We start from the raw sequence: 25,977 nt of genomic DNA on the forward strand, positions 1-25,977 counted from the left end.
GGAAACGACAAGCTGACGCCCTCGAAAGACACGCTTTGGAACAAAGGGAAAGGACAGGAGGCGTTCAGCGCGACTTCTTGTTAAGCCCCGGACAAATCGTCGGGCATGGCGCTTTTATGACATCTCCCGTACCGGAATGCACGTTAATGGAACCCGAAAAGCGTCAAGAAATTCCTTCAATCCTCGCGCGGCGGCTGATAGGTCCTGCCGGGTTCCGCCGGTAAGGTTACCGGCCGGGCTTATTTGCAATCCGCGCAATGGCGGATATCATGTTCCCGCGAAATTGTCGTTCTTTTTTAGGCATTTACGGCCTTTCAGGCGACCCTCGGCGGCGAGCGGTAACGACGCGATAGGTTGCGGGTATGAGCCATGAGCGCTGAAGTCCCAACACCACGTCCGAACAAGCAGCCGGTGCATCAATGGCTCCTCGAAACCAATCGCGGGCAATTGCTCCTGTTTGCCTTGTTGACGTTGATTCTGACGGTCGCAACCGTCTGGGGCGGCCGCATCTGGTTGAGAAATTCGGAAACGGTGACTTTTGCGGTCGGCAACGCCAACGCGCCTGAGGCCCGCTTTGCCACCAAGCTTGCAGCCGTCCTCAAAAACAATTCGTCGCGACTGCGCCTGAAGATCGTCTCCAACCCGGACATGGCCAAGGCACTGGGGCAATTTGATCGCAGAGAGGCCGATGTCGTGGTGCTGCGCACCGATGCGAGGATCCCGACCCGCGCTCGCGCGCTCGCGATCCTCGAACACGACGTCGTCATGCTGATCAGTCCCGGATCCAAAAAAATCAAATCGCTCGCCGAGTTGAAGAAAAAGAAGATCGCGGTGCTTGCGGACGGCGACAGCAACGCCGCTTTCGTCCGCAACATCCTCGAAATTACGGAAGGCGCCGAAGGCAATGCGCGAGTGCAGATGGCGCCGGCGAACTCGACACTCGACAAGCTGTTCTCTTCCGGCGGCTACGGCGCCGTGGTCGCCGTTGCGCACGCCTCCGCGATCGTCAAGGACAAGAGCTGGGAGCAGTATGCCAAGCGCTCCCAATTCACCCTGAATGCGATCGATGAGGCGAAGACGCTCGCCAGACGCCATCCCGGCATTTCCGAGGAAACGCTCGCCAAGGGCATGCTGTCGACGACGCCCGAGATTCCCGACGACGATCTCGATACCGTCGGGCTGCAATGGCTTCTGGTGGCCCAATCGCGAATGCCGGCAACCACGGCGGAAGAGCTCGCGCGCACCATCTACGAGAACAAGGCTGAACTTGCGCTCGAGAATGGCTTTGCTTCCAGGATCGAACCCGCCGATGTCGACAAGGATGCCTTCATCGTCGCCCATCCGGGAGCCGCGGAATACATCAACGACGACACCAAGTCGTTCCTCGACCGCTACAGCGACCTTTTGTACCTCGGCGCCGGCGCGCTGAGCGTCATCGGCTCGATCTTCCTCGGCATCTACACCAAGGTGACGAGGGTCGCGCCGGAGAAGGCGAGCGAACTGGCCACTGCCATTCTCGATGTCGGCGAAAGAATCGCGCATGCCAACACCGTGGAAGCGCTCGAAGCCTTGCAGGACGAACTCGAGACCATTCTTCGCGGCGCGGTGATCGGGCTGCGCGACGGCACCATATCCAGCGACGGGCTGGACACGTTCAAGCTTGGGTATGAATTGGTACGCGACGAGATCGGAATGCGGAGGGAGAGCCTGAAGCGGCAGGCCGGCCATGACGACAACGTGGTGATCGTCAAATCTGCGCAGAGCGCTTGAAGGACGTTGCCGTTGCAACCGTTTCGTGCAGTCCGGCGCTGCCCACGTCCAGAACCGGGGCGCGTGATGATAACGTTTTTCCCGCTAGTGTGGCGGTTCAGAAGTTCGCACCGCGATAGCTTGCGAACTTCGGAACCGGAGCTCTAGAATCAATGAATTGCTCGTGTCCTTTCGATCCGAAGTTCGCAAACGAGGCCGCCGCACAATGATGCGAACTTCGGAATCGGGACACCAGCTCGTTGACGGCCTTTCGCCGCGCGGGCACTTTGTTCAATCCGCCCCGCCCGGAAGCGGCTGGGCAAGATTTTTTTGAAGCCACAGGCGATTCGCATTCCGATGTCCAAGCCGCCAGCCTTTCCTGCCCTTGCGCAGTTTGTGGCCGCAACGAGCGGCCGCAACATGACGAAGGTGGCCTATGTCGCCGTGGCCTGCGGTGTCGCCATGATGGTGCTGGTGACGGTCGATCCGGCGTATGAGGCCGCGCATCACTATGTCGACGCCCTGTTATGGGGGTGCCTGGCCTTCTTCGTGTTCGAATGGGTGGTTCGGTTTCGCCATGCCCTCAGCAATGGTTGCGGATCGGCCTACGCGTGGTCCGGCCGCGGGCTGGTGGACGCTGGTAGCGCCATCGCCGTTCCGCTGGCCATGATGCTTGGTATCAATCACCGGTCGGCCTGGCTGCTCGGCGTGTTCTGGATGTTCAAGGTGGTGCCGGGAATTCCGGGTTTGCGGCAGCTGCGGCGCGTGCTGGTTGTGGAATCCGGGCCACTGTTGAGCGTGTTCCTGTTTTTCCTGATGGTCCTGTTCATGGCCTCGGTGGCGGAATTCTATCTGGAACACGACGTCCAGCCGGCCGGATTCGGCAGCGTTCCGGCGGCGCTCTGGTGGGCGGTCGCGACCCTGACCACGACCGGCTATGGCGATGTGGTGCCGATCACGCCGCTTGGCCGGCTCATCGCGGCCATCGTCATGATCTGCGGCCTCGGCGTGTTCGGGCTCTGGACCGGTATCTTGGCTACCGGCTTTGCCGCGGAAACCCGTCGCGACAATTTCCTCAAAACATGGGAGTCGGTTAGCACGGTTCCGTTCTTCGCCGCGCTTGGGCCGGCGGCGATCGCCGACGTGACGCAAATGTTGCGCACGATCGACTTGCCGGCGCGCACCACGATCATCCGCAAGGGTCAGGTCGGCGACTGCATGTATTTCATCGCTTCCGGCGAGGTCGAGGTCGATTTGCCCGGCAAGAAGGTGACGCTCGGCGATGGCGCTTTCTTTGGCGAAATGGCGCTGCTCGGCAACAACCTGCGCTCGGCCAACATCACCACCACGCAGGTGTCGAAACTGCTGGTGCTCGATCTCGTCGATTTCCGTCTGCTGATGGCGCGGCACCCCGATCTTGCCGCTACCATCGACAGCGAAGCCAAACGGCGCGAGCTGGAAAACGAATAGCCGCATGACCCGGACCCACTTGACCGCCTTGGTGCAAAGTGGGAACCGGTCTTCTTAACGACGAACGAAAGATGCGTGTCTTGAAGAGATCATGCATGCAAAGCCGTGAGCGTGGGCAATGACCTCCGAAAACGCCGCAACGGCAAGCGCGCCGCTGCTCGAACTCGATGGCGCCCGCGCCACCATTCGCCTCAACCGGCCGAAGCACCTCAACCGGCTGCAAGCCGACGATCTCGACGTCCTCATGAACCTGTTCGACCGGATCGAGGCCGATCCCGCGATCCGGGTTCTCGTGCTCACCGGCACAGGCCGGGCCTTCAGCGCTGGCTACGATCTCAACTCGGTCGCCGAGCGCGCGGTGAGCACCGTTGAACAACGAAGCGCAGGTTCGGCGTTTGAGGTCGTCGTCAACCGGCTCGAAGACATCGGCCTTCCCACCATCTGCCGCCTCAATGGCGGGGTCTATGGTGGCTCGACCGATCTCGCGCTCGCCTGCGATTTCCGCATCGGTGTCGACGCTTGCGAAATGTTCATGCCGGCGGCGCGGCTGGGCCTGCATTATTACAAGAGCGGAATCGCGCGCTATGTGGCGCGGCTCGGCGTCGACAACGCCAAGCGGCTGTTCCTGACTGCCGAGAGGATCGGCGCGGCAGAAATGCTCAGGATCGGCTATCTTACCGCGGTCGTGCCGGCCGAGGCGCTCGACGAGGAGGTCGGCAGGCTCGCAGGCATCCTGGCCGCGAACGCGCCGGCGGCGATGCGCGGCATGAAACAGACGATCAACGAATTTTCGCGCGGCAAGCTCGACGAAGAGGCGGCCGATCGTCGTCACCGCGAAAGCATGCGCGGCGACGAGATCAAGGAAGGCATCAAGGCGTTTTCGGAAAAGCGTCCGCCGAAGTTTTGATCAGCGCGCCCTGATGCTCAACTGCCCGGTAGACAACAGAACGAAACAGGCGGCTAGCGACTGCCCTTTCAGATCGTTCCTCTTGCCTATTTGTCCAAAAACGTCGCCGCGTCGGAAATTTCCGCGCGCGAGGTCCGGTAGCTGTTGATGCGGTGATCGCGATCCGGATATCCGAACGAAATCCCGCACACCACCCGGCGGTCGTCACCGAGCCTGAAATGACGCCGGATCAAGCCCGACTGATGTGCCAGCGCCGCCTGCGCAATGACGCCGAGCCCAAGCGCCTGGGCGGCGAGCATGAAATTGCCGACATAGGCTCCGCAATCGATCGCGCCGTAGACGCCGAGTGCTTCGTCGGTGTGGAGAATGGCGACATGCGGCGCGCCGAAGAAATTGAAATTCTCCAAAGACTGTTTGGCATAAGCCAGCCTGTCGCCGCGGGGAATGCCGAGCGTGTTGTAAAGCTGGAACCCGCTTTCGCGGCGGCGCGCCAGATAAACGCCGCGATATTCGCGCGGAAAGGGAAAGTCGCCGTCGTCCGGCGCGCCGGAACTGGCGGTTGCATAAATCTCCTTTCGGAAGCGCTCCTTGGCCTCGCCACTGGCGATGACGACTTGCCAGGGCTGGCTGTTGCACCAGGACGCAGTGCGCTGCGCCGCCTTCAAGATCCGCTCGATGATCGGGCGCGGCACAGCCTCCGCCCTGAACGCGCGGCAGGAAAAGCGCTCGGCCAGCAATTCCTCGAGCACACCGATCCGTTCCTGCGTCTTGTTCAAAACTTCCATCGTCTTGCTCACTTTCGTGCCCCGGACGCGGCGCATCACAACGCGGATGCTCAACGTCCTTTGGTCGGGATCTTGTTGAACGGCACATCCTTGTCGACGCGGATATCGCCGGGCAGGCCCAGCACGCGTTCGGCAATGATGTTGCGAAGGATTTCATCCGTGCCGCCAGCGATGCGGGCCGAAGGCGACGACATCAGCATGGCCTGAAACTGCCCGGCGGCTTCCGCGATTTCCGGATCGTTCAACACGCCGCTTGCGCCCTGCAGATCCATGGCGAAAGCCGCGATGTCCTGCAGCATGGAACCTGCGACCAGCTTGCCGATCGAATTTTCCGGTCCCGGACGCTCGCCTTTGGAAAGCGCCGAGATCGCCCGCATGCTGGTGTATTTCAATCCGCTGTTCTTCACCGCCCAGTTGGCGAGCTTTGCGCGGGTTGCGCGATCATCGATCGCAAGGCCGTTCTCGGTGATCTGGTTGCAGCAGAAATCGAACATTTCGGCAAAGCCGGTGGCAAGCCTCGCGCCGATCGTCATCCGCTCGTTCATCAGTGTAGTCAGCGATACGTTCCAGCCGTCGCCGACCGCGCCCAGCCGTTGCGAATCCGCAACGCGCAGATCGGTGAAGAACACTTCATTGAATTCCTGCATGCCGTTGGCCTGCTTGATCGGCCTCACCTCGATGCCCGGACTTTTCATGTCGACGAAGAACATGGTCAGGCCCTTGTGCTTGGGCACGGTCGGGTCGGTGCGGGTGATGAGGATGCCGTAATCGGAGTAATGGGCGCCGGAAGTCCAGATTTTCTGGCCGTTGATGATCCACTGATCGCCCTCGCGTTCGGCGCGGGTGCGCAGACCCGCCACATCGGACCCGCCGGCGGGCTCGGAAAAAAGCTGGCACCAGATCTCCTCGCCCGAGGCGATCTTCGGCAGATAACGCCGCTTGTCGGCTTCGCTGCCATAGGCCATCAGCGTCGGCCCGCACATGCCTTCGCCGATCTGGAACGGGCTGCTGAGTTTGAAATAGACCCCCTCCTCCTGCTGCCAGATCACGCGCTCGACCGCCGTGGCGCCGCGACCGCCATATTCCTTCGGCCAGTGCAGGCACACCCAGCCGCTCTCCGACTTCTTCCTTTGCCACGCCTTGGCGACCTCGACGATGTCGTGCTTCTTCAGTTTGATACGGCCAAGCGAAGCCTTCAGGAGTTCTGCCTCGAACTCCTTCGGCGCGTTGGCGTCGATCCACGTCCTCGCCTCTGCGCGGAACGCGGCCTCCTGCGGCGTGTCGTCGAAATTCATCGGCGTGTTCTCCTGTCAGATTCTGAGCCGCCAACTCTTCCCTCTCCCCTTGCGGGAGAGGGTGGCGAGCATCGTAAGATGCGAGCCGGGTGAGGGGGTTTTCAGATCACGAAATCACCCCTCACCCGCCTTCGCGTCGCTCAGGCACCCTCTCCCGCAAGGGGAGAGGGAAAGCCCCGCGAGTTGGTCGCGCCATCAGCGTCGCCCCTTCGTCGGTATCTGGTTGAACGGCACGTCCTTGTCGACCCTGATGTCGCCGGGCAGGCCGAGCACGCGCTCGGCGATGATGTTGCGCATGATTTCGTCGGTGCCGCCTTCGACGCGCGTGCCGGGCGCGCGCAACAGCATCGCCTGGAATTTGCCGGCGGCTTCCGCTTCCTCCGCATCGCCGAGCACCCCCGCCGCACCCTGCAGATCCATCGCGAAAGCCGCGATATCCTGGATCATCGACCCCGCAACCAGCTTGCCGATCGAATTCTCAGGCCCCGGACGTTCGCCTTTCGACAGCGCCGAGATCGCGCGCATGCTGGTGTATTTGAGTCCGCTGGCGCGCACCGCCCAATTGGCCAGTTTCGAGCGAACGTTGCGGTTGTCGATCGCAGGTCCATCCTCGAGCATCAGGTTGCTGCAGAATTCGAACAGCTCCGGAAAGCCGGTCGCAACGCCCGCGCCGATCGACATGCGTTCGTTCATCAGCGTGGTCAGCGACACGTTCCAGCCGTCATTGACGGCACCCAGCCGCTGCGAGTCGGGAATTTTCACGTCGGTAAAATAAACTTCGTTGAAATCGGACGCGCCGTTGGCCTGCTTGATCGGCTTGATCTCGATGCCTGTGCTCTTCATGTCGAGGAAGAACATGGTAAGCCCCTTGTGCTTGGGCACGGTGGGATCGGTGCGCGTCAGGAGGATGCCGTAGTCGGAATAATGCGCGCCCGAGGTCCAGATCTTCTGGCCGTTGACGATCCAGTCGCCGCCGCGCTTCTCCGCACGGGTGCGCAGACCCGCGACATCCGACCCGCCGGCCGGTTCGGAAAACAGCTGGCACCAGATGTTTTCGCCGGAAGCGAGCTTTGGCAGATAGCGACGCTTCTGCTCTTCGCTGGCAAACGCCATCATCGTCGGCCCGCACATGCCGTGCCCGATGATGAACATGTAACTGAGCTTGCCGAACGCCCCCTCCTCCTGCTGCCAGATCACGCGCTCGATCGGCGAGGTGCCGCGCCCGCCATATTCCTTCGGCCAGTGCAGGCAGGCCCAGCCGCTCTCCGCCTTCTTCTTCTGCCAGGCCTTGGCGACATCGAGGATATTGGCGCCCTTGAGCTGGGTGCGGCCGAGCGAGGATTTTTTCAGTTCGTCCTCATATTGCTTCGGCGCATTGGCGGCGATCCAGGCCCTGGCCTCGGCGCGGAACGCGGCTTCCTGGGGGGTATCGTCAAAATTCATGGTCGTATCCCTGCTGTCGTTCCGGGAACTTTCCCGCATGCTGCGCGGCACGAAGTGACGCGCTGCTGATCCGAGGTCCATCAACCGGTCGCTGTGGGTCCCGGATCTGCGGAGCAGCGTTACCGCTGCACCGCGTCCGGGACACGATAATTAGGCAACGTTCCTTTTCCGCATCCGATCGATCAGCGCGTCTTCCCAATAGGACATCGAGCCGAGCGACAGCGCGGTGGCGTTGGCGCGTCGGTAATAGAGGTGACAGTCGAATTCCCAGGTGAATCCCATGCCGCCATGGACCTGGATGTTGTTCTTGGCGCAATGCTGAAACGCCTGCGTCGCGCTGATCCGCGCAGCCGCGGCCGCTTCGGGCAATTCCGAGGCATTGGTCGAAAGCGCCCAGGCGCCGTAATAGCAATTCGATCGTGCCAGCGTCGCCGACACATACATGTCGGCGAGCATGTGCTTGATCGCCTGGAATGATCCGATCGGCCGGCCGAACGCGATGCGATCGAGCGCATAGTCGCGGCCCATTTCCAGCGCGCGATCGGCGCCGCCGACCTGCTCGAAAGAAAGCAGCACCGCGGCGCGATCAAGCACCTGCGAGACCACGCTAAAACCTTCGCCCGCTGCACCCAGTGGCTCCGCCTTGCAATTCTTGAACGTGATCTCCGCCTGGCCGCGCGTCGGATCGACGTTGCTCAGCGCCTTCACGTCGACGCCTTCGGCCTTCATGTCCACCAGAAACAACGAGATATCGGTGTCGCGGCCGCTTGCAGCCGTGCGCGCGGCGACGATGGCGAAATCGGCGATCGCACCATCCGGTACCGGCTTCTTGACGCCGTTGAGACTGCCGCCGGAAGCAGAGAGCTTGATCGCTTGCGGTGATGGACCGCCCTTGCCTTCGAACAGCGCCAGCGTGCCGATCGCCTCACCGGAGGCAATCTTTGGCAGCCATTTTTGTTTCTGCGCCTCGCTGCCGGCGAGAAGAGTGGCTTCGGCTGCAAGATAGACGGTGGAGGAAAAAGGCACTGGCGCTAGCGCGCGACCCATCTCTTCCGCGATAACGCAAAGTTCGAGATGGCCGGCACCGGCGCCGCCATAGGCTTCGGGAATCGCAACCCCGAGAAAGCCCATCTCGGCGAGCCCCTTCCATAAGTCGCGATCATAGGTCGCCTTGCCGTCGAGGACGGCGCGCACTGCCTTAGGCGGACATTTCTCGGCGAGGAATTTCCGCGCCTCGTCGCGCAACTGCTTTTGCTCGTCGGAGAAATCGAAATTCATGGTGGATTACTACCTTTGCTAACTCTCTCAGCGACTCAGCGCATAACGGATTGGCTGCTGATTGTCGTGCCCTCTCCCCCTGTGGGAGAGGGCGGCGCCGGTGTTGGCTTTGCATTCGATCGGGTGAGGGGTTGCCAACCGGATAGACCCCTCACCCGTCAGCCTTCGGCTGCCACCCTCTCCCGCAAGGGGAGAGGGTCAGGAGATTACTACCTCGGCGCCATGCGGATCGCGCCATCGAGCCGGATGGTTTCGCCGTTGAGCATGGCATTCTCGACGATGTGGACGGCGAGGTTGCCGTATTCGGATGCCTCGCCCAGACGAGCCGGATGTGGCACCTGGGCACCCAGGCTCGCGCGTGCTTCCTCGCTCAATCCCATCAACAGCGGCGTGAAGAACAGCCCCGGCGCGATGGTGTTGACGCGAATCTTGTGCTGGGCGAGATCGCGCGCCGCAGGCAGGGTCAGGCCAACCACACCACCCTTGGACGCCGAATAGGCGATCTGGCCGATCTGGCCCTCGTAGGCCGCGACACTTGCGGTGTTGATGATGACGCCGCGCTCTTCACCGATCGGCTGTTCGGTGAGCAGGCGCTCGGCGAACAGCCGCAGCACGTTGAACGTGCCGATCAGGTTGACGTTGATGATGCGCGCGAATTTGGCGAGCGGATAGACGCCGTCCTTGCCGACGATGCGCTGTGATCCTCCGATGCCGGCGCAGTTCACCAGAACGCGCGCGATGCCGTGGGCGGCTTCCGCTTTCGCAATCGCGGCCTTGACCTGCTCCTCGTCGGTGACGTCCGCGACAGTCGCGATGCCCTTCACCTCGGCCGCGACCTTCTCGGCATTTTCCTTGCTCTGATCGAGCACGGCGACGTGGGCGCCCTTCGCCGCCATGGCGCGCGCGGTCGCGGCGCCAAGGCCGGATCCGCCGCCCGTGATCAGAACGGCAACATTCTTCAATTGCATGATGATTTTTCCCTGGTCGTCTCTTTGTTCTTGAAGTTGCGGATGGGATCAACGCCATCTTCGCTCGCCATACCCTTGAGCATGCCTCGCTCGGAACAGCGCTTCCCGATGCTGACCCAAAAGCGTCCTACAGCTAAGCCGATGGCAGGGGCGCACTCAAGAGTTAATCGATTGATTGACTAAATCCGGCAGCAACCCTTTAATTCGGCAAATCAGACCGTTGAAAATCGATCAGGGAGAACGCCCATGGCCGAGGCTTATATCGTTGCCGCCGCGCGCACCGCCGGTGGCCGCAAGGGAGGTCGCCTCGCCGGCTGGCATCCGGCCGATCTCGCCGCTTCTGTGCTTGATGCGCTGGTCGAGCGTTCCGGTGCCGCGCCCGACCAGATCGAGGACGTGATCATGGGCTGCGTCATGCAGGTGGGCGAGCAGTCCAACAACATCGCGCGCAACGCCATCATGGCTTCGAAACTGCCAGAGAGCGTGCCGGGCACGTCGATCGACCGGCAATGCGGCTCTTCGCAGCAGGCGCTGCATTTCGCAGCGCAGGCGGTGATGTCCGGAACGATGGACGTCGTGATCGCCGCCGGCGTCGAGGCGATGACGCGGGTACCGATGGGACTTGCCTCCTCGCTTCCGGCAAAGAACGGATTTGGCCACTACAAGAGCCCGAACATCGAGCAGCGCTATCCAAACATCGTGTTCAGCCAGTTCACCGGCGCCGAGATGATGGCGGAGAAATACGGTCTGTCCAGGGATGAACTCGATGAATACGCCTATGGCAGCCACCAGCGCGCGATCGCGGCGACGCAAGGCGGCCGCTTCAAGGACGAGATCATTCCGGTAGCCGTCGCGCGCGCGGACGGCACGCCTGACGTTCATTCCGTCGACGAAGGCATCCGCTTTGATGTCAGCCTCGAGGGCATCAGGGGCGTCAAGCTGATTGCGGAGAACGGCAAGCTCACCGCCGCAAGTGCGAGCCAGATCTGCGACGGCGCGTCCGGCGTGATGGTCGTCAACGAAAAAGGCTTGAAGTCGCTCGGCGCAGTTCCCATGGCGCGAATCCATCACATGACCATGATGGGCGGCGATCCCGTGATCATGCTGGACGCGCCATTGCCGGCCACCGAGCGCGCGCTCAGGAAGGCCGGCATGGGAATCGACGACATCGACCTGTTCGAGGTCAATGAAGCCTTTGCCTCCGTGCCCACGGCATGGCTGAAGACCACCGGCGCCGACCCTGCAAAGCTCAATGTCAATGGCGGTGCGATTGCGCTCGGGCACCCGCTCGGATCTTCCGGCACCAAGCTGATGACCACGCTCGTTCACGCGCTCAGGCAGCGCAACAAACGTTATGGGCTGCAAACCATGTGCGAGGGCGGCGGCATGGCCAATGTGACCATCGTGGAGCGGCTGTAGATTGCCGCGACATTCCTTCGGCGTTTTTTGCAGCGACAGAGTTGGTCATGACGAGATTAGACCTGTACGGCCACATCGACCCCTGATCCCTCCCCCCGCGAAGCGGCGGGGAGGGATAAGGAAGCGCGCGTTCAAATGCCTGTGCCCAGCATCACGAGGGGAGCGCATGAATACTACAAGCAGCCTTCCTCCGATCCCGCTTCCTTCCTCCATCCGCTCGCGCTTCGTCGACGACATCAATGGCCTCTCCATGCATGTGCTCGAGGCGGGTTTCGAGAGCAAAGGCCGAAGTTGCGTGCTTTTGCTGCACGGCTTTCCCGAACTTGCCTTCAGCTGGCGCAAGGTGATGCCAGCGCTGGCGGAAGCCGGCTATCACGTGATCGCGCCGGACCAGCGCGGCTATGGCCGGACCACCGGGTGGGATCCCGCTTACGACGGCGACCTTCATTCCTTCCGGCTCACCAACCTGGTGCGCGACGCGCTTGGCCTGGTCTCGGCATTCGGCCATCGCTCGGTCGCCGCCGTGGTCGGGCATGATTTCGGCAGCCCGGTCGCGGCGTGGTGCGCGTTGATTCGTCCCGATGTATTCCGCTCCGTTGTGCTGATGAGCGCGCCATTTGCGGGTCCGCCGAGGCTTGCCTTCGCGACCGCCGATGCGCCCAAGCCGAAACGCGATGATCCCGTGCATCGCGAGCTGGCTGCACTGCCGCGTCCGCGCAAGCACTACCACTGGTACTATTCGACGCGCGAGGCCAATGCGGACATGCTGCAGGCGCCGCAGGGCGTTCATGATTTCCTGCGCGCCTACTTTCATCACAAAAGCGCGGACTGGAAGGACAACAGACCCTATCGCCTGCAATCATGGTCGGCGGGCGAACTCGCCAAACTGCCGACGTACTACGTGATGGATCTTTCGAAAAACATGCCGCAGACGGTTGAGGAAGAAATGCCCTCCGCCGCACAGATCGCAGCCAACGGATGGCTGAGCGACGACGAACTCGTCTTCTACAGCGCAGAATATAAGCGCACCGGTTTCCAGGGCGGCTTACAGTGGTATCGCTGCGGCACCTCGGACCGCTTCACCGCGGAACTCGAAACCTGGTCGGGCCGCAGCATCGACGTGCCCTCCTGTTTTCTTTCCGGCAAGCAGGACTGGGGTACATATCAGCGCCCCGGTGCATTCGAAGCGATGCAGACCAGCGCCTGCAGCCGCATGCTCGGTTGTCATCTGGTCGAGGGCGCGGGCCACTGGGTGCAGCAGGAACAGCCGGATCAGGTCAACCGCTTGCTGCTGCAATTCCTGCGATCGACTGCAGAGCACATATCGTAGACCACGTTCTGACTTCGGTCTGGCACGCTTGCCGAACTTGATGCAGACCTCGCACGAATTGACCTAAAAGCAGCCGGCAGCTATAGGTGCTTTAGAATCGTTCTAAATCAAGCATAGGCCGTGTTGTGAAGAATTTCTCCGATTTGACCGAGCGGGAAGTGCTGGCGGTTGCCATCTCCGCGGAAGAGGAAGACAGCCGGATCTACATGACCTTCGCCGAGGATCTGGCGGAACGCTATCCGGAATCGGCGAAGTTGTTCGAGCAAATGGCCGAGGAGGAAAGAACCCATCGCCACATGCTGCTGGAGATGTACGAAAAACGCTTCGGCCCGCATCTGCCGCCGATCCGCAGGGACAACGTCAAGGGATTTTTGCGCAGGCGGCCACTCTGGCTGACCAAAAACCTGTCGCTCGACGCCATTCGCAAGGAGGTCGGGACGATGGAGTTCGAGGCCGAGCGGTTCTATGTCAAGGCCGCCGAACAGGCGCAGGATGTGGGTGTGCGGCGCTTGCTTGGCGATCTTGCCGAGGCCGAAAAAGGCCACGAGAAAACCGCGGCCAAACTGACAGACGAGATTCTCAAGCCCGACGTGCGCGCGGAGGAAGACGAGACCCGCCGGCGCGTGTTCGTTTTGCAATATGTGCAGCCGGGCCTTGCCGGATTGATGGATGGATCGGTTTCGACGCTCGCGCCCCTGTTTGCCGCCGCCTTCGCCACGCATCAGAATTTTCAGACGTTTCTGGTCGGCCTCGCTGCCTCGATCGGCGCCGGCATCAGCATGGGCTTTGCGGAAGCCTTGTCGGATGACGGCTCGCTCACAGGGCGCGGTTCGCCGTGGCTGCGCGGCCTGACCTGCGGGCTCATGACCGCAGTCGGCGGGCTCGGCCACACCATGCCGTATCTGGTGCCGGACTCCTGGAACAACGCGTTCTGGATTGCGACCGCGATCGCCGGCGTCGTGGTGTTCTTTGAATTGTGGGCGATCGCCTTTATCCGGGCACGTTATATGGATACGCCGTTCCTGCAGGCGGTGTTCCAGATCGTGCTTGGCGGCGTCATTGTGCTCGGGGTCGGCATCCTCATCGGCGGTGCCTGAAGAGATTGCCGCGATCATCGCGCCAGTGGATAAATTTTCACTGAAGCAGCAATGCCAGTCTAGCGGGCACGCCTCGCACTGAGCCAATATCCTCTCGACGCGAAAACCGGGAGGAAGATGTGGCAAAATCGCAGTGGAGTTTCAGCACGGCGACCGAACTTGGCGCTGCCTTGAGGAAACGGGAAGTTTCCGCCGTCGAACTGGCGCAGGACGCGATCGGACGCATCGAGCGTCATGATTCAAAAATCAACGCCGTCTGCGTTCGTGATTTCGAACGAGCACTGAATGCGGCGCGCGCTGCCGACACGGCGCGCGCAAGCGGCGATGAACGCCCGCTGCTCGGCATTCCGCTCACGGTCAAGGAATCCTACAACGTCGCGGGCCTGCCCACGACATGGGGCATGCCGGAGCATAGCAATTTTCGCCCCGCCGAAGATGCACTCGCGATCTCTCGCGTCAAGGATGCAGGCCTTGTCATCCTCGGCAAGACCAACGTGCCGCTGGGCTTAGGCGACTGGCAGAGCTATAACGAAATCTACGGCACGACGAATAATCCTTACGATCTCACCCGTACACCGGGCGGCTCCTCCGGCGGATCGGCGGCCGCGCTCGCCGCGGGTTACGGACCTCTTTCGCTCGGTTCGGACCTTGCCGGCTCATTGCGCGTACCGGCGTTTCATTGCGGCGTGTTTGCACATAAGCCGACCTTCGCGCTGGTGCCGTCGCGCGGGCACCTGCCGCCGCCATTTCAACCCCTGCCGCTCGATCGCGATATGGCCGTGATTGGCCCGCTGGCACGCTGCGCGGCCGACCTTTCGCTTCTGCTTGACGTCGTCGCGGGGCCCGACCCGATCGAAGCCGGCAAGGCCTACAGGCTTGCATTGCCGCCGCCGCGCCACAACGAACTGAAAAACTTCCGTATCCTCGTGATCGATAGCGACCCGGTGATGCCGGCCAATGCGGTGGTGCGTGCGGCGATCGACAAGCTAGCCGGCGACCTCGCCAGGGCCGGCGTCAGAATCGAACGCCAAAGCCCGCTGTGGCCGGACTTCGCCGCTTCCTCCCGCCTCTTCATGCGGATGCTGATGTCGTTTCTGGCGATTGCATTCCAGCCCGAAATCTACGCCGGCGCGGTGGCCGCGGCGCCCAATTTGCCCAAGGACGATCTGAGCCTGCAGGCCGAGCGGCTGCGCGGGATCGCGCTCAGCCACCGCGACTGGGTGATGGCCGAGAGCGCACGCGGACAATTGCGGGCGCAGTGGCGCGCATTGTTCAACAGCTTCGATGCGGTGATCTGCCCGGTAATGCCGACGCCGGCCTTTCCGCACGATCACTCGCCGGAGCAGGAAGAGCGCCGCATCAACGTCGACGGCAAGGAGTTTGCGTATCCCGACCAGATGGCGTGGCCGGGTATTGCCAATCTTCCGGGCCTGCCGGCAACTGCGATCCCGACCGGACTTTCTCAGCACAGCCTGCCGGTGGGCGTCCAGATCGTCGGCCCGTGGCTGGAGGATCGCACGCCTTTGAGACTGGCCGAACTGATCGAGCGCGAATTCGGCGGCTTCGTGCCGCCGCCGGCGTTCGACGATTAAACGCGATGATTCTTGATTGAATCGGGGTCGCTTCACCTCTCCCGTATGGGAGAGTTCGGATCGCATTGACGATGCGATCCGGGTGAGGGTCTTACTTATACCAGGGACCGCCCCCCTCACCCCGACCCTCTCCCCATCGAAGTCGGATTCATCCGACTTGACAGATCTGGATAGCCAACTCGGGTAAACCCGAGCTGGGTGGGAGAGGGAGCAAACCTTTGTCGCGGTTAAAGTAACCTTTAGCCAACGAATTCGCTGACCTCGGCCATGCCGGCAGCACGCTCGCCGAGCAAAAGATCGGTGATTGCCCGCTGCGCCGCGTTGTCCCCAAGCCTGAACGGATCGCCTGCCAACACCCGGTGGTCAATGACCAGACGCGAGAGCAGCAGTCTTCTAGCATCGCCGCGCCTCTCATGAATTCGCCCGGCCTCCCACGCCAGCGCAACCGCACTTGCGACATGATAGAGCAAGCTGGTGGCCCGCCGCGCCTCGGCCTCGTTCTCGCTGCGCAAGGCAATCTCGCGGACAAAACCTGTGGCGCGATCGGTGAGTTCACGCAGGCGATCGCGCCAGCGTTGCGGCACGTTGGCGCTGTCATCAAGCCGCGCGTGCAGGTCTGCGGCGAGCGCCGCATCCGCGCCGTGGCGTCCGACCGCCCGCGTCAGCGCGTCGATCGCGACGATGTTGCCGGTGCCTTCCCAGATCGAGCCGAGATGGGCATCGCGCAACAGCCGCGCGGTGGCGAACTCCTCGATGTAACCGATGCCGCCGCGCATCTCGAGCGCGTCGCCGCAGACCTTGCGGGCGTCGCGAGTGGCGCGGAATTTCAGCGTCGGTGTCAGGATTCGCAGCAAGGCGGCCGCGTCCTGGCTGCCGGCCTCGGCGCGATCGAGCGCATCCGCGGTGATGAAGCTGAGCGACAGCGCCTGCTCGGTCGCGAGCATGATCTTCATCAATTGCCGCCGCGCCAGCGGCAGATCGATGATGCGGCTTCCGAACACCACGCGATTTTGCGCAACCGTCATCGCGTCGTGGTGAGCTCGGCGCATCAGGGCGGTCGATTTGACGCCGTTCGAGAGCCGCGACGAATTCACCATCTCCGCCATCTGCACAAAGCCGCGGTCGAGCCGGCCGACGGCGTATGCGATCGCGCCTTCGAGCTTGATCTCTCCCGATGCCATCGAGCGGGTGCCGAGCTTGTCCTTCAGGCGAACGATCCGGTAATGATTGGGCGAGCCGTCGTCGAGCTTGCGCGGCATCAAAAACAGGCCGACGCCGCGGGTGCCGGGGCCGGCGCCCTCGGGACGCGCCAGCAGCATCACGACCTCTGCGTCCGCGTTCGAGCAGAACCATTTCTCGCCGAACAGCCGCCAGTGACCGCCCTCCTGCACCGCGATCGTGGTGAGCGTTCCGACGTCGGAGCCGCCTTCCTTCTCGGTCATGAACTGGCCGCCCTGCGTCAGACGGTTCATGTCGGTCTGGGTGAGGCCGTCGAGATATTTTTCTTTCAAGGCCTCGCTGCCGAAGCTTGCGAGAAGTTTCGCGCAACCGTCGGTGACGTTGATCGGACAACCCAGGCCGAACTCGGCCTCGTTGAACAGAAACGTGAAGGCGTGCTTGGCAACGACGGGATATTTTTCCGGCCAGCCCAGAATGCCCTTGCGCAGCGACATCGCGTGAATGCCGAACTCGCCGAAAGCGGCGCGCTCGAGCTCGCGATAGGCCGGATGATATTCGATCCACTGGACGTCGCGGCCGAAGCGGTCGCGCTGATGCAGCACCGGCACATGCCGGTCCGCGAGCCGGGCACATTCGTCGAGATGACCGCCTGCAAGTGCGCCGAGCCGGTCCAGATGCGGCTCGATATGGCGAAACAGGGCATCGGGAAGATGAATGCGAAGCAGGTCCGCCAGCGAAGGATCGGCACGATAGAAATTCATGCCCGACGTGTCGGGGGCAAGCAGTCCTGCCTTTCCGGCGAAATCTGCAAAGCCGCCGTGCTTGAGTTGCCGCATTGAATTCCCGTGTCCGCTTCCTCATCTGTTTGGACGAACTATCGCATATCAGGCACGGCCATGTCGCCCTTCCAGCCAGGCCTGGGACGTGATTTTCGCTGAAATCGCCTTCGAGAACCCGGGATCCGTTCCCATAAGCCAAGGAAAATTCTCATGGAAACGCCAAAATACAAAACCGCCCTGATCGTCGGCGCGGGCTCTGGCTTAAGCGCGTCGCTAGCGCGGCTGTTTGCCCGCCATGGCATCAGGGTTGCGCTCGCGGCGCGCTCAATCGAAAAGCTCGGCGCACTTTGCACCGAGACCGGCGCGCTCGCCTTCACCTGCGACGCCACCAAGGTGGACGAGGTCGAGCGGCTGTTTGGTCTGGTCGAGCGCGAGATCGGGACGCCCGATGTCGTCGTCTACAATGCCAGCGGACGTACGCGCGGTCCTTTCCTCGATCTCGTGCCCGCCGAGGTCGCGCAGGCCATTACCGTAAGCGCGTATGGCGGCTTCCTGGTGGCGCAAGAGGCGGCGAAACGGATGCTGCCCAACAAGCACGGCGCCATCCTTTTCACGGGCGCGTCTGCCAGCGTCAAGGGCTATGCGCAATCGGCGCCATTCGCCATGGGCAAGTTCGCACTGCGCGGGCTGGCGCAGAGCATGGCGCGCGAGTTGTCGCCGCAAGGCATTCATGTCGCGCATTTCGTGATCGATGGCGGCATCCGCAGCGCAGTGCGGACCGAGCCACTCGACCGTCCGGATTCGATGCTCGATCCCGACGCGATTGCGATGAGCTACTGGAACGTGATGCAGCAGCCGAGAAGCGCCTGGACCTGGGAAGTGGAGCTGCGTCCGTGGGTGGAGAGGTTTTAGGTGTTGTTACCGTCATGGCGAGCGTCAGCGAAGCAATCCAGAGCTGCCCGTCATCACCGGGCATAGCCGTTCGAAGAACGGCGTCGCTTCCGCTCGCCTATGCCCGGTGATCCACGTCTTGCTTTCTTTTTCAGGAGACAAAGACGTGGATGGCCGGGTCATCTAGCGCGAAGACCCGCTTCGCGCTTTTGCCCGGCCATGACGGAGGAGGATCGGGTGCGGTTCTCGCGCGGCGGGTTGGCTCCGCAATGACCCGATGCTCTTTCAGACCATCGCCTGCGACGCGTTCTGTTGCGCCGCGAGCCGCCAGCTCGCACAGGGAATCTCCTGCGGCGCAACTTCGATCTGCTTTGCGAAACGAACCAGTTTCCAGTCGTCGGGATTATGCGCGAAGTTGAATCCGGATTTGCGCGCAAGACCAATCATGGCCTCGTTGGAACGCAACGTGTCGCCGAAGATGCGGCGGGCGCCAAGCGCGGCTGCCCGGCATTGGAGATTGCGAAGCAAGGCCGCGCCAATGCCATGGCCCTGCCAGCGGTCGTCGATTGATACGCCAAACTCGAAGTTTCCGGTGGTGGCCTCAAACCCGTAGCGCGCTTCGCCCACGATGGTCTCGAAACCATCGACCGTCATCAACGCGATCACGCTGAAGCGATCGAGTTCGCCGACATGGATGAATTGATCGAGTTGCGTCGCTGGCAATTCGCTCATGGCGCCGAGAAAGCGATTGTACCGCGAGCGCACCGAGAGCGAGCGGAAATAGTTTTGCAGCGCCCCGGCATCATCAGGCTCGACAAAACGAACCGAAACCGTCCTGCCGTTGGGCAAGGGCAGGACATCGCTGTGCTGCCGAAGGTCCTCAAAGCGAAGCGTGGTCATGGCAGGCTCCTGTCCTTGTCGAGAAACTTGGGCCGGCGTCCCTCAAAAGGCGGCGCCAGCCAGGGCCGCGTTTACGCCTGCCAAAACGGTTTTTCGGCCTCACGGACCACGTCGCTCCAGGAAAGACCGACGTCGTGCAGGTCCCGCTCGGTCCAGTGGCTCAGCTCCCGCCGTTGCCGCCAGCGCTCGCCCCAGACATGCAATGTTTCGCCAAGGCCGGACAAAAACCCCAAATCATGATTATTTATCATCTTTTCAGGTGAGTAGGTGGACATGGTCGCCTCCTATGGATAACCTGTTACATGGAATATCTGGGAGATTCTGGCTTTCGACAAACGATAATTTGTACCGTTTCGGATGAAATAATCTCATGTATGGGGTGAGATGAATAGCCGGCTGCCATCGCTCAACGGTTTGCGCGCGTTCGAGGCGGCCGCTCGCCACCTGAGCTTCACCCTTGCCGCCGCCGAGCTGAACGTGACCCAGACCGCGATCAGCCATCAGATCCGGCGGCTCGAGGAAGAACTCGGGGTTCGTTTATTCATCCGTCAGAACCGCAGCCTGGAGCTGACGCCGCAGGCGCGGGAATACCTTCCCGGCATCCGCGCTGCGTTCAACGACCTGCGGCTTGCCACCGACCGGCTGAAGCGCAAGGACAATGATCACGTGCTGACGGTCTCGACGCTGGCCTCGCTGGCGGCAAAATGGCTGTTGCCGAGACTTTCCAGCTTCCAGCAGGCGCATCCGGGCATCGACGTCCGCATCACCACCTCGACCAGCCTGGTCGATTTCCGGCGCGACGACGTCGATGCCGCGATCCGTTACGGCCGCGGCAACTGGCCGGGCGTTCGCGCCCAATGGCTGATGGCCGACGAATTGTTTCCGGTGTGCAGCCCGGCGCTGCTCAACGGCGACAAGCCGCTGCGCTGTCCGGAGGACCTCGCAAATCACACGCTGCTGCATTCGAGCGGCGGCTATGACGACGACTGGCGGCTCTGGCTCACGGCTGCAGGCCTGCCTTCGAATATCTCGAAACAGCCGGGGTTGAGTTTTGACCTGATCCTGGTGACCGTACAGGCGGCGATCGACGGCATCGGCGTCGCCATGGGCCGAACCTCCTATGTCGAGGGAGATATCGCCAAGGGCCGGCTGGTTGTGCCGTTCAAGATCGCGCTGCCGGCCGATGCCGGGTTTTATCTCGTCTCGCCGGAGGCGCGGGCCGAGTCAGCAAAATTATCGGCGTTCCGGCAGTGGCTTCTGGCCTCAATCCAGGGCGGCGCGAAAATCAGTTGAAGGATGCCGCAGAGATTGCTCCGACCGTTGCGCCCGTATGCGTGGAACCAGCCGCAGTGCATTTTGGGTTGGTCGGACCGCGCCGACGTGGCAAATTGGCCGACGAAGCAATACGAAATGCCCCGGCCGCGCGGGCTTTTTGAGGACCAATGGGGAGAAATCCATAATGTCGCATTCGTCCGATTCGCCGCCGGTTCAGCTCAAGTCGCGAATTGGCGCCATTCTCAGAGCGACGAGCGGCAATTTCCTCGAGCAGTTTGATTTCTTCCTGTTCGGATTTTACGCGCCCTATATCGCAAAGGCCTTCTTTCCATCTGACAACGAGACCGCCTCGCTGCTCAACACTTTCGGCGTGTTCTGGCTCGGTGCCCTGATGCGTCCCGTCGGCGCCATCGTGCTCGGCGCCTATATCGACCGGATCGGCCGCCGCAAGGGCCTGATCGTCACCCTGACCATCATGGCAATGGGCACCGTGACCATTGCGCTGTGCCCGGACTATGCGCGCATCGGCGTCGCAGCTCCAATCATCGTTCTGGTCGGCCGCCTGCTGCAGGGCTTTTCCGCGGGCGTCGAACTCGGAGGCGTGTCGGTCTATCTGGCCGAGATCGCAACCCCCGGCAACCGGGGTTTTTATACCTCGTTTCAATCCTCCAGCCAGCAGGTCGCGATTTTTGTCGCCGCGATCATCGGCTATGTGCTCAACCAGTATGTCACGAGCGACACCGTAGCATTGTTTGGCGGCCTTGAATTCGCCAAGTGGCGAATTCCCTTCTTCATCGGCTGCCTCATCATTCCCTTCATCTTCTTCCTTCGCCGCACGCTGGAAGAAACGCCTGAATTTCTGGCGATGAAAAAACATCCTTCCACCGCCGAGGTCTTCCGCTCCGCGGCCGTGAACTGGAAAATCGTCGTGCTTGGCATGATGGTGGCGGTCTTGACCACCACGACCTTCTACTTCATCACCGTTTACACGCCGACCTTCGGCAGGAACGTGTTGAAGCTTTCCTCGCAGGACGCGCTTCTTGTCACGCTCCTGGTCGCAGTGACCAACTTCATCTGGAATCCGGTCGGCGGCGCGGTGTCGGACCGGATCGGCAGGAAGCCCGTGCTCTTGACCATTGCATGCCTGTCATTCGTCACCGCCTACCCCGCGCTGAACTGGCTGGTCACAGCGCCCACCTTCGGCAAGATGCTGGCGGTCCAGATGATGTTCTCGTTCTATTTCGGCGTTTACAGCGGCACCATGCTCGGCGCGCTGGTGGAAGTGGTGCCGCGGCACGTCCGCACCACCTGCTTCTCGATGGCGTTTGCGCTCGCCGCCGGCCTGTTCGGCACGTTCACGCCTTTCGCTGCGACCTGGCTGATCGAGCACACCGGCGACAAGGCCTCTCCCGGCTTCTGGCTGATGTGCGCCGCGGCGCTCGGCATCTTCGCCGCACTGACGATCTATCGGCCCGGCAGGACCATCGCCACCGAGGAAGCGGTCGCGACATGAGGCTTTAATTGTGCCTCGGCCGCGGACCCATCTGCCCGGATACCGGCTTTGATTTCCACGCCAACAGCAACGGCCATGGTCGATCTGTCCCGCAAATACGACGTGCTGGTGATCGGCGGCGGCAACGCCGCACTATGCGCCGCAATCAGCGCGCGACGCTTGGGCGCTTCCGTCCTGGTGCTGGAGGGCGCGCCAAAATTCTATCGCGGCGGCAACACCCGCCATACCCGCAATATGCGCTGCGCCCATGATGCGGCAACCGATATCCTCACCGGGCCCTATACCGAAGCGGAATTCTGGGAAGACCTGCTTCGCGTCACCGGTGGTCAGACCGACGAGCAGCTGGCGCGTCACATGATCGCCGAGTCCAAGGATATTCTTGGCTGGATCGTCGAACAGGGGGTGCGTTGGCAGCCCTCGCTCGGCGGCACGCTTAGCCTCGGACGCACGAATTCATTCTTCCTCGGCGGCGGCCGGGCCATGCTCAATGCGCTCTATCTGACCGCCGAGCAACTTGGAGTCGACATTGTCTACGACGCCGAAGTCATCGATCTCGAAATCGCCGACGGCATGTTTCTCTCCGCCACGGTGAGGCAAGTCGAGGGTATTGCCACCGCCACGGCTGCGACGCTTGTCGCCGCCGCCGGAGGATTCGAGGCCAACATCGAATGGCTCAAGCAATATTGGGGCGAGGCTGCCGACAATTTCTTGATCCGGGGCACACCCTATAACCGCGGCTCGGTCCTGAAAATGCTGCTTGAGAAGGGCGTGCAGGAAATCGGCGATCCCACGCAATGTCACGCGGTCGCCATCGATGCACGCGCGCCGAAATTCGACGGCGGCATCATTACAAGGCACGATTCCGTGGTGTTCGGGATCGTCGTCAACAAAGACGCCCAGCGCTTCTACGACGAGGGCGAGGACATCTGGCCGAAACGCTACGCGATCTGGGGAAGGCTGGTGGCAGCCCAACCCGACCAGATCGCCTACATCATTTTCGACGCCAGCTCTCGCAACAGCTTCATGCCGACGCTGTTTCCGCCGATCGAGGCGGACAGCATCGCCGGCCTGGCGTCGAGACTCGATCTCGATCGGGGCGCGCTGGAAAAGACAGTCGCCGATTTCAACGCGGCAGTGCGACCCGGCACCTTCGATCACACGATTCTCGACGATTGCCGCACCGAAGGACTGGCGCCACCGAAGACGCACTGGGCGCGGCGGATCGAAGCCCCGCCCTACTATGCCTATCCCGTGCGGCCCGGCATTACCTTCACCTATCTCGGCACGCGCGTGAACAGGGAGGCGCGGATGCTGATGAAGGACGGCAAGCCTTCCGTCAACATGTTCGCCGCCGGCGAGATCATGGCCGGCAATGTGCTTGGCCGCGGCTATGCCGCCGGCATCGGCATGACCATCGGCAGCGTGTTTGGGCGGATCGCCGGGCGCGAGGCGGCGAAGAACCCAAGGAATTGACACGGTGCCGTCTCTTCACCCCTCCCCTTGTGGGGTCCGAGGCGAGCGAAGCTCGCTCTCGAGGTCGGGGGTGGGGGTATTCTCGCATCGTTGTCGGGTGGACCCCCTCCCCAACCCTCCCCCGCAAGGGTGAGGGAGCGGGCTGCCGCCGCGGCAACATAAGGAGGAGCCATGTCACGACTGATTTTCGCTGCAGTTACGGCAACCCTGATGTCGGCAGTTTCGGCGCGCGCCGCCGAGCCGATTTCGCTTCGCGACATGGGCTCGTTCCATGTCGGCGGCCGCCTGGTCGAGATCAGCGGCAAGCCGGTCAAGGAGATCGTGTTCACGCCGGGCGGCGTGCCCGCAAAAGTCGATCCCAACGGCACCTATCAGGTGGAGCAGATGTATGTGCAGTACTTCCTGCCGAGCAACGAACACGGCGCCTATCCGCTTCTGATGTGGCATGGCGGCGGACTGACCGGCGTCACCTGGGAGACCACCCCTGATGGTCGCGAAGGCTGGCTGAATTTTTTTCTGCGCAAGGGATGGAGCGTCTACAATTCCGACGCCGTCGAGCGCGGCCGCGCCGGCTGGGCGCAATATCCCGACATCTTCAAGAGCGAGCCGGTGTTTTTGACTACAGCGAACCCGTTTCTGCGCTTTCGCATCGGCGACGGTCCGAACTCCTGGGATCCCGACCCCGCCAGGCGCAAGACGCTGCCGGGCAGTCTGTTTCCGACTGAGGCTTACGACAATTTCGTCAAGCAGGGCGTGCCGCGCTGGACCACCAACGATGAGGCGACGATTGCCGCCTACGTTGCGGAGGTCGATCGCGTCGGCCCGTGCATCATCATGGTCCACAGCCAGGCCGGCAGTTTTGGCTTCAAGGTGGCGCAGGCGCGCCCCGACAAGGTCAAGGCGCTGATCGCCGTCGAGCCGGCCGGCGTCGGCGACCCCACAAGGATCGATGCACTGAAGAACATCCCGACCCTGATCATCTATGGCGACTTCATCGAGCGCGATACCCGCTGGCCCAAAATGCGCGGCACGGGCCTCGCGTTTGCGGAAAACATCAAGGCCGCCGGCGGCAGTGTCGATGTCGTCGACCTGCCGCAGATCGGCATCAAGGGCAATTCGCACATGATCATGATGGACAAGAACAACGCCGAGGTTGCGAACCTGATCCAGAGCTGGCTGGAAGGCAAAGGCCTGACGAAGTAGATGAAAATACAAACATGCGTGGCATGCACGGAAAACCACCCCAGTTCAGGCCACCTTTCCTGACTTGGGGGGACGACGGCGTACAAAGCGATCCTCATCTGTCGTCCCTGCGGACGCAGGGACCCATAAACACCGGCCGTTGTGGTGAGATCAAGAGAGCCGGCGCGCATCTCGCCATATTGACAAGACCCGGCGTTTGGGTCCCCGCTTTCCCGGGGACCACGTTGCAGCGCTCCGGAGCCGCATAGATGCACAAGACCAGAATTCTGGAAGAAGCCGACCGCCTGATGACGGTCTGCAATTCCTGCCGCTACTGCGAGGGCCTGTGTGCGGTGTTTCCGGCAATGGAAATGCGCCGCTCGTTTTCCGACGGCGACCTCAACTATCTCGCCAATCTCTGCCACGCCTGCGGCGCCTGCTACACCGATTGCCAGTTCTCGCCGCCGCACGAATTCAACGTCAATGTGCCGCAAACCCTGGCGATCGTGCGCGCGGAATCCTGGGCGACTTACGCGTGGCCGAGCGCACTATCAGGCCTGTTCGCGCGGAACGGCGTTGCCATAAGTCTCATCTGCGCTTTGAGCGTCGCCGCGTTCATTTTCGGTTTTGCCGCTTCTATCGACCGCCAAGTTCTGGTCGGCATCCACACCGGCCCAGGTGCGTTCTACGCGCTGATGCCGCACAGCGCGATGGCTGCGTTGTTCGGCTTGGCGTTTCTCTATGCCATCGTTGCGCTTGCCATGAGCGTGCGCGCCTTCTGGCGCGATATCGGCGAGCCGATCGGAAGTTTTATGCAGACCGGTTCGCTCTGGCAGGCGATGAAAGATGCCGGACGGCTACGCTATCTCGACGGCGGCGGCGTCGGCTGCTTCAACGAGGACGAACGCCCTACCGATCACCGCAAGATCTATCACCATTTCACGTTCTACGGTTTTCTCCTGTGCTTTGCGTCGACCTCGGTCGCGACGCTTTATCACTACCTGCTTGCACGCGAGGCGCCTTACGCCTGGTGGGACCTGCCGGTCGTCCTCGGCACGCTCGGCGGCATCGCCCTTCTGATCGGGCCTGCCGGGCTGCTTACTGAAAGGTTCAAGCGCGATCCTGCGCTGGTCGACGAGAAGCGCATCGGCATGGACGTCGCCTTCATCCTCATGCTGTTCCTGACAGGCCTCACCGGTTTGGCACTTCTGTTGTGGCGCGACACTGTCGCGATGGGGCCCTTGCTGGCGCTGCATCTCGGCGTGGTATTCGCGCTTTTCATCACGCTGCCTTACGGGAAATTCGTGCATGGCCTCTACCGCTACGTCGCGCTGGTGCGTTACACGCGCGAGCGGCGGATGGCGGCGCAGGGGGCGATGACGGAGTAGCGCGTTGCAAGCTCAGCGGTAGGGTGGGCAAAGCCAACGGTCGCGCGAACGCGCGCCCGATCAC

The 25,977-nt window shown here is 62.1% G+C and carries 21 protein-coding genes; 13 read left to right on the forward strand and 8 right to left on the reverse strand.

The window, feature by feature from the left end; genetic code table 11:
* Nucleotides 1-369 precede the first annotated feature (369 nt).
* From VNX23_RS22115 to VNX23_RS22125, 3 genes are all read left to right on the forward strand, one after another.
* Nucleotides 370-1,770, forward strand: coding sequence for a TAXI family TRAP transporter solute-binding subunit (locus VNX23_RS22115; protein WP_325633570.1), 1,401 nt, complete (start codon nt 370-372; stop codon nt 1,768-1,770).
* A gap of 336 nt (nt 1,771-2,106) precedes the next feature.
* A complete protein-coding gene (locus VNX23_RS22120; protein WP_325633572.1) occupies nt 2,107-3,219 on the forward strand; it encodes a cyclic nucleotide-gated ion channel in 1,113 nt (370 codons plus the stop codon).
* A 118-nt stretch (nt 3,220-3,337) separates the two neighbouring features.
* On the forward strand, nt 3,338-4,126 hold the full coding sequence (locus VNX23_RS22125; RefSeq protein ID WP_325633574.1) for an enoyl-CoA hydratase/isomerase family protein: 789 nt from the start codon (nt 3,338-3,340) through the stop codon (nt 4,124-4,126).
* 86 nt (nt 4,127-4,212) lie between these two features.
* Here VNX23_RS22125 and VNX23_RS22130 read toward each other — a convergent pair whose 3' ends face one another.
* The 5 genes from VNX23_RS22130 to VNX23_RS22150 all read right to left on the reverse strand — a co-directional run bounded on the left by VNX23_RS22130 (nt 4,213) and on the right by VNX23_RS22150 (nt 9,895).
* The gene (locus VNX23_RS22130; protein WP_325633576.1) at nt 4,213-4,911 is read right to left on the reverse strand and encodes a nitroreductase; all 699 of its coding nucleotides are present in this window, start codon (nt 4,909-4,911) and stop codon (nt 4,213-4,215) included.
* Nucleotides 4,912-4,961: 50 nt separating this feature from the next.
* The gene (locus VNX23_RS22135; RefSeq protein WP_325633578.1) at nt 4,962-6,206 is read right to left on the reverse strand and encodes an acyl-CoA dehydrogenase; all 1,245 of its coding nucleotides are present in this window, start codon (nt 6,204-6,206) and stop codon (nt 4,962-4,964) included.
* Between the two features lie 195 nt (nt 6,207-6,401).
* Nucleotides 6,402-7,649, reverse strand: coding sequence for an acyl-CoA dehydrogenase (locus VNX23_RS22140; RefSeq protein WP_325633580.1), 1,248 nt, complete (start codon nt 7,647-7,649; stop codon nt 6,402-6,404).
* Between the two features lie 150 nt (nt 7,650-7,799).
* Nucleotides 7,800-8,927 carry an acyl-CoA dehydrogenase family protein gene (locus VNX23_RS22145; protein WP_325633582.1) on the reverse strand — a complete coding sequence of 376 codons (1,128 nt, stop codon included), beginning with the start codon at nt 8,925-8,927 and terminating at the stop codon, nt 7,800-7,802.
* Between the two features lie 209 nt (nt 8,928-9,136).
* A complete protein-coding gene (locus tag VNX23_RS22150) occupies nt 9,137-9,895 on the reverse strand; it encodes an SDR family NAD(P)-dependent oxidoreductase (protein ID WP_325633583.1) in 759 nt (252 codons plus the stop codon).
* Nucleotides 9,896-10,141: 246 nt separating this feature from the next.
* Between VNX23_RS22150 and VNX23_RS22155 the strand changes: the two genes are divergently transcribed.
* The 4 genes from VNX23_RS22155 to VNX23_RS22170 all read left to right on the forward strand — a co-directional run bounded on the left by VNX23_RS22155 (nt 10,142) and on the right by VNX23_RS22170 (nt 15,333).
* On the forward strand, nt 10,142-11,314 hold the full coding sequence (locus tag VNX23_RS22155) for an acetyl-CoA C-acetyltransferase (protein WP_325633585.1): 1,173 nt from the start codon (nt 10,142-10,144) through the stop codon (nt 11,312-11,314).
* Nucleotides 11,315-11,480: 166 nt separating this feature from the next.
* Complete coding sequence (locus tag VNX23_RS22160) at nt 11,481-12,644, forward strand: alpha/beta hydrolase (protein WP_325633587.1); 1,164 nt, start codon at nt 11,481-11,483, stop codon at nt 12,642-12,644.
* A 125-nt stretch (nt 12,645-12,769) separates the two neighbouring features.
* Nucleotides 12,770-13,741, forward strand: a complete 972-nt coding sequence (gene mbfA / locus VNX23_RS22165) for an iron exporter MbfA (protein ID WP_325633589.1) — start codon at nt 12,770-12,772, stop codon at nt 13,739-13,741.
* Nucleotides 13,742-13,860: 119 nt separating this feature from the next.
* Nucleotides 13,861-15,333, forward strand: a complete 1,473-nt coding sequence (locus VNX23_RS22170) for an amidase (protein ID WP_325633590.1) — start codon at nt 13,861-13,863, stop codon at nt 15,331-15,333.
* A gap of 239 nt (nt 15,334-15,572) precedes the next feature.
* Here VNX23_RS22170 and VNX23_RS22175 read toward each other — a convergent pair whose 3' ends face one another.
* Complete coding sequence (locus VNX23_RS22175) at nt 15,573-17,348, reverse strand: acyl-CoA dehydrogenase family protein (RefSeq protein WP_325633592.1); 1,776 nt, start codon at nt 17,346-17,348, stop codon at nt 15,573-15,575.
* Between the two features lie 153 nt (nt 17,349-17,501).
* Between VNX23_RS22175 and VNX23_RS22180 the strand changes: the two genes are divergently transcribed.
* Complete coding sequence (locus tag VNX23_RS22180) at nt 17,502-18,203, forward strand: SDR family NAD(P)-dependent oxidoreductase (RefSeq protein ID WP_325633594.1); 702 nt, start codon at nt 17,502-17,504, stop codon at nt 18,201-18,203.
* 264 nt (nt 18,204-18,467) lie between these two features.
* Here VNX23_RS22180 and VNX23_RS22185 read toward each other — a convergent pair whose 3' ends face one another.
* Both VNX23_RS22185 and VNX23_RS22190 read right to left on the reverse strand, forming a co-directional pair.
* Complete coding sequence (locus VNX23_RS22185; RefSeq protein WP_325633595.1) at nt 18,468-19,082, reverse strand: GNAT family N-acetyltransferase; 615 nt, start codon at nt 19,080-19,082, stop codon at nt 18,468-18,470.
* Between the two features lie 71 nt (nt 19,083-19,153).
* Entirely contained in the window at nt 19,154-19,357 is a 204-nt protein-coding gene (locus VNX23_RS22190; RefSeq protein WP_325633597.1) for a DUF1127 domain-containing protein, read from the reverse strand.
* A 109-nt stretch (nt 19,358-19,466) separates the two neighbouring features.
* Between VNX23_RS22190 and VNX23_RS22195 the strand changes: the two genes are divergently transcribed.
* From VNX23_RS22195 to tcuB, 5 genes are all read left to right on the forward strand, one after another.
* Nucleotides 19,467-20,375: a transcriptional regulator GcvA gene (locus VNX23_RS22195; RefSeq protein WP_325633598.1), complete on the forward strand. Its 909-nt coding sequence runs from the start codon at nt 19,467-19,469 to the stop codon at nt 20,373-20,375.
* A 166-nt stretch (nt 20,376-20,541) separates the two neighbouring features.
* A complete protein-coding gene (locus tag VNX23_RS22200) occupies nt 20,542-21,870 on the forward strand; it encodes an MFS transporter (RefSeq protein WP_325633600.1) in 1,329 nt (442 codons plus the stop codon).
* Between the two features lie 84 nt (nt 21,871-21,954).
* Nucleotides 21,955-23,343 (forward strand): FAD-dependent tricarballylate dehydrogenase TcuA, encoded by a 1,389-nt coding sequence (gene tcuA, locus VNX23_RS22205; protein ID WP_414643051.1) that lies wholly within the window; start codon nt 21,955-21,957, stop codon nt 23,341-23,343.
* A gap of 171 nt (nt 23,344-23,514) precedes the next feature.
* Nucleotides 23,515-24,546 carry an esterase gene (locus tag VNX23_RS22210; protein ID WP_325633604.1) on the forward strand — a complete coding sequence of 344 codons (1,032 nt, stop codon included), beginning with the start codon at nt 23,515-23,517 and terminating at the stop codon, nt 24,544-24,546.
* Between the two features lie 248 nt (nt 24,547-24,794).
* Nucleotides 24,795-25,913: a tricarballylate utilization 4Fe-4S protein TcuB gene (gene tcuB / locus VNX23_RS22215; protein WP_325633605.1), complete on the forward strand. Its 1,119-nt coding sequence runs from the start codon at nt 24,795-24,797 to the stop codon at nt 25,911-25,913.
* The last annotated feature ends 64 nt before the right edge of the window (nt 25,914-25,977 follow it).

The organism is Bradyrhizobium sp. (assembly GCF_035570375.1).
GTDB lineage: Bacteria > Pseudomonadota > Alphaproteobacteria > Rhizobiales > Xanthobacteraceae > Bradyrhizobium.